Genomic DNA, 4725 nt, shown 5'->3' with positions numbered 1-4725 from the left:
TAAAGCGCCTTCCTTTTATTCTTGGCCGATTTATGACGAAGCAGTGCATAAAAATTTTTATGAAATCTGACTCTGCGAATTAATCAGCGCTTCCCTAATTATTATATAGAAAAAGGACAACCCTCAGCAGCAGAGACACCGGGGTTATGCCCGGTTCTCATGGAGGAATCCGATGTATTCCTTTCCCCAGACTTCGATGCTGTCCAGTACCGGCTGGAAACGGCGGCCCATGGGGGTAAGGGAATATTCTACCCGCGGCGGCACTTCCGCATACACTTCCCGGTGGACGAGTCCCTCTTTTTCCATGTATTTCAGCTGGGTGGAAAGGGTGGCATGGGTAATGTGGATTTCCCGTTCCAGGTCATTGAACCGCTTCGTGCCTTTGCTCAGGGCATGGAGAATGAGAATGGCCCATTTGCCCTGCAGCAGCTTCTGGGCCGTCACAAAGGGACAGACACCGAATAATTGATTTTCCATGATTAACCTCCTGAAAAGAAAGAGTTGAGGTTTGAGAGTTGAGAGTTGAGAGTTGAGGCTTCGCCGCTGTTTCAGTCTGATTTCTGACTGTCTGACGTCTAATGGCCAAACGCCCAGCCCCACGCCTTCCGCAGGCAAGCCGGTTTTCCCGGAAGCCAGAAGCCCCCGCATGAATGACTCTGCCCATCAGCACAGAATCCGCAGGTCCGCCAATACGCAAGTATTCCATACTTACGAAAGAGAAACTGCCTTCTTGTGTTCTATTTTAAAACGGTCGTATAATGAACGCAAGTATAGAAATAATACTATAAGGAGATGATGATCATGAAAATGCCCGTAATTTTTGCCGGACACGGCAGTCCCATGATTGCCCTGGATGATAACGAACTGACCCATGCTTTCCATGACCTGGGGGAAGAAGTGATCCGGCGCTTCGGCACACCGAAGGCCATTCTCGCCCTGTCTGCCCACTGGTACACCCGGGGCACCTACGTGCAGAGCAGCCCCAGTCCCCGGCAGATCTATGACATGTACGGTTTCCCAAAGGCGCTGTATGAAGTGAAGTACGAACCCAAAGGGTACCGGCCCCTCACGGACCGGGTGCTGTCCCTCCTGCCGCAGTCTTCCATCAACGATGACTGGGGCATCGACCACGGCACCTGGACCGTGCTTACCCACATGTTCCCCGGCGCCAGGATCCCGGTGGTCCAGGTTTCCATCGACGGCACCGCCGGAACGAAAGCTGCTTACGAAACAGGGAAGGCCCTGGCCTCCCTCCGGGAGGAAGGCTATCTCATTTTCGGCAGCGGCAACATCGTACACAACCTGTACAAAGTGGAGTGGGATAATGAAGCCGGCAGCCCGGCGGCAGACCGTTTCGATGCATTCATCACAGGAAAGGTGAAGGACCGGGATGACAGCGCCGTCATCCATTTCGATTCCCACCCCGATGCGGACTACGCGGTACCCACGCCGGACCATTTCCTGCCCCTTCTTTACACCCTCGGCGCTTCCATCGGAGAAAATCCCCGGGTCTTCAACGCTGTGAGAAACCTGGGTTCCATGTCCATGACGGGCTATGTGTTTGGACTGTGCTAAATAGCTTGCATGCACACTCTCACACAAAAGTCTCTGGCTATTAATTAGGAGTTAGGAATGAGGAATGAGGAGTGGATGCGGCGGTGCATAAAAAAATAGAAGCGCCGCAAATTTATATAAATCCCTACCTTGAGCCCAGGCGCAGCCTTTGCCCTGCTGCGCATAGCCCTGTCCGAAGGACATAGCCTCCACCGCAGTCCGCAGCTCTGCATATCACTTTTAGCTCCCTGTATACAATTGTTATGTTTTTATATCCACCCTTATCCCCCCTTTTTTCCCTATCAGGAGGTCCTACCATGTCCCTTTCTTTCAAAGTCTACCATCCCGGCCCGAAGGCCATTTTCGATGTCACTTCCACCATCATTTACGGTGAAAAAGAAGCTTTCCTCGTGGATGCCCAGTTCCAGAAGTCGAAGGCAGAAGAGGTGGTTCAGGAAATCAGGGCGCTGGGGAAAGAACTGAAGGTTATCTTCATTTCCCATTTCGACCCGGACTACTATTTCGGCCTGTCTGTCATCCACGATGCTTTCCCGGATGCGGAAATTCTCTCCACCGCCCAGACGGCCTGGATGATTTCCGCCACCATGGATGCAAAACTGGGAGTCTGGAAGGATGCCCTGGGCGACGACAAACCGGATCACTTCATCGTCCCGAAAGCAGTAAACGAACTGCCGCTTCTGGAAAACCATGAAATCCGGATTATCCGGAACGGGGACGATGAGACCCATTCCTTCCTCTATGTCCCCTCCACCGGCACCATCCTGGGCGGCGTATCCCTGGCCGAAGGAAATCATCCCTGGATGGCAGATACGAAGGGACTCGATGAGCTGGATAAATGGATTATCCAGGTGGAAACCATGAAGAGCCTTTCCCCGAAGAACGTAATTGCCAGCCACCACTATGGAGATAATCCGAAAGAAAGCCCTTCCATCCTGGACTGCACCCTGTCCTACCTGAAGGACTACCGGGATGCCCTGGCCAGCGGAAAAACCGCCGATGCCATCGTTTCCATCATGACAGACAAATATCCCCAGCTGGACGGCAAAGACACCCTCGCCTTCGGCGCTAAGGTCATTACAGGAGTGGAATCATGGGAGCGGAAAAACCTGTACCCCGGCGTAGGGCATCACGTACTGGTGGATTTCATGCCGGCCAGCGCCTTTGACCTCGATTTCCACGACAATAAAACTTTCACCTTCACCCAGACCGATGGGGAAGGCAAAGGATATAAAGACACCATGGACTACACCGCCGTGGAAGTGGCGGACCATGTATTCATGGTACACTGGCAGGAAAATAATGGCATCGCCGTCATCCATGTACAGAACTGGAATACCCTGGACGTTTGGACCAATATCTACATTCCCGGAAAACCGGGAATCCACCTCAAAGGGAAAATGATGCTGAAGAAATAGGGCACGTAAAAAAACAGCGCAGAAGCGCTGTTTTTTTATATGCCCGGTTTTCGCTAGAGCCCTCTTATGCCCCTTTGCCCCTATGACCCGCCAGCCGCCGGGCCTCATGGCCTGCCTACGCTTCCGGTTCTGTCAGAAGAAGGGCGAACTTGAAATTCGTGGCAGCTTGGATATGATGCCGGTCCCCTTTCCTCATGGCGAAGTTATCGCCTGCCTTGAACACATAGTCCTTCCCCTCATGGGTGAATACCGCTTCCCCATCCAGGGCAAAGAGCAGGGCACCCCTGGGCGCTGCATGGTCCGGCAGGGTGGATCCTTTCGCCAGGGAAATCACCGCAAACCGTACCTTGTCATTTTCGATAAGGCCCTTATTGATGATCTGCTCCTCCCCGTAGGGAACCAGATCCTTCAGCTGAAATACAGCTTTTTCATTGACTACTTCATTCATCGCTGTATCCTCCTTTTTGAGTCCAATTTCCAGATAAACCGTATCCTCCGGCGCTTCCACAGAAAGAGGCACCTTGGGAAGAGAAACCCATGCATCCCCCTGGCGAAGCACCTTTTCCCCCTGCTGTCGGATCCGGTCTGTCCCGGTAAGGGCAAAGAAGAAATGGGGTGCCTCGTAGGAAGTATCACTGATATCGGTCCCTTTTCCCAAGGAAAAGAGAAGAATATACAGGGAATCATCTTCATAAATCCGCCGGGAAATCGTACATCCCGGAAGGGGTCTGTTGTCTTCGGCCAGGGAAAATACCTGGCCCTGTTTCTTGTATGCCATCTGTTTCATCTCCGTTCTGTCCATAGTATAAAGGAGGACAGGGAAAAAGAAATTGATGGATAACAAGAATGATAAAAAATGGATGCTGCTGTACGAATCCCAAGGTGATTCGATTCCCTTGGCTGAAGGCCATTCCCTCCTTCCGCCACTTCGCTCCAGTGCATTCCCCCCTCAGCCACTTCACTGCTTACAGCTGTCAGCTTACCGCTTACAGAAAATCAGCTGCTTCGCAGCATTCATCCTGCGGCTTTGCCGCGGCCCGTTTGACCCAAAAGGAAGGCGCTTTATTGGGCAGGCTAAGCGCCTTTTGTATTAAGGCCAAACTTGGAAGTCCTATGCAGGACTTCCATCTCCAAGGGCCTGCATACTGGGGATTACCTCAATTAAGACGGATTCCCGTTACGATACACATATCTGCGGCAAAGCCGCTATCCGGCCCGCCCCCGGTGCGCAGCATCTGCAGCCCGGTTGGCGAGCACAGCGATGCCAATCCACCACCCTTATGCCCCATCCATCCAGACACCCCACCACCGCTGACGCGGTCCCCCTCCCCTCTAAAGAGGGGGGGGTTACAGTCTATAAAGGCGGCGCTTCCAAACCTGTGCGCCGCCACAGCCATTCCAGGCAAAGCTGAAAGCACTGTATTCCCAGACACAAGAAAGATTTCTCCACTCCTCTAACCTTTAGCGTTTCTGAACAGTATGGTCAATCCTCTTCTTACCACCGGCCAAAATGACGATCTCCGGTGGGCCGGACTTTCTCATATAAAAAGGCGGCGCTTCCCGATTTGTGCGCCGCCACCACCATTCCTTATTCCTAATTCCTCATTCCTCATTTTTTACAGACAAAGTAAAAAGCACCAGTCATACGACTGATGCTTTTCATCTTAATCAGCAGCTTCCTATCCTCCCAGGCCGCTTCCAGCCAAGTACTTTCGGCGTTTGTGAGCTTAACTAC

The 4725-nt window shown here is 52.4% G+C and carries 4 protein-coding genes; 2 read left to right on the top strand and 2 right to left on the bottom strand.

The features are described from left to right. Nucleotides 1–144 precede the first annotated feature (144 nt). Complete coding sequence (locus QZR21_RS08085; RefSeq protein ID WP_296100203.1) at nucleotides 145–477, bottom strand: helix-turn-helix domain-containing protein; 333 nt, start codon at nucleotides 475–477, stop codon at nucleotides 145–147. A gap of 324 nt (nucleotides 478–801) precedes the next feature. Here QZR21_RS08085 and QZR21_RS08080 point away from each other — a divergent pair, with 324 nt between their 5' ends. Further along, complete coding sequence (locus QZR21_RS08080) at nucleotides 802–1575, top strand: class III extradiol ring-cleavage dioxygenase (protein WP_307974449.1); 774 nt, start codon at nucleotides 802–804, stop codon at nucleotides 1573–1575. A 296-nt stretch (nucleotides 1576–1871) separates the two neighbouring features. Then, nucleotides 1872–2990, top strand: coding sequence for an MBL fold metallo-hydrolase (locus tag QZR21_RS08075; protein WP_296974805.1), 1119 nt, complete (start codon nucleotides 1872–1874; stop codon nucleotides 2988–2990). Between the two features lie 115 nt (nucleotides 2991–3105). Here the strand turns inward: QZR21_RS08075 and QZR21_RS08070 are convergent, their stop codons facing one another. Further along, nucleotides 3106–3777: a cupin domain-containing protein gene (locus QZR21_RS08070; RefSeq protein ID WP_296100207.1), complete on the bottom strand. Its 672-nt coding sequence runs from the start codon at nucleotides 3775–3777 to the stop codon at nucleotides 3106–3108. Between the last annotated feature and the right edge of the window lie 948 nt (nucleotides 3778–4725).

Origin of the sequence: uncultured Dialister sp. (assembly GCF_900541605.1) — a bacterium.
In the GTDB taxonomy this organism is placed as follows: domain Bacteria; phylum Bacillota; class Negativicutes; order Veillonellales; family Dialisteraceae; genus Dialister.
Note: the sequence above shows the minus strand (reverse complement) of the source record. Positions and strands in the feature narration are given on the sequence as shown.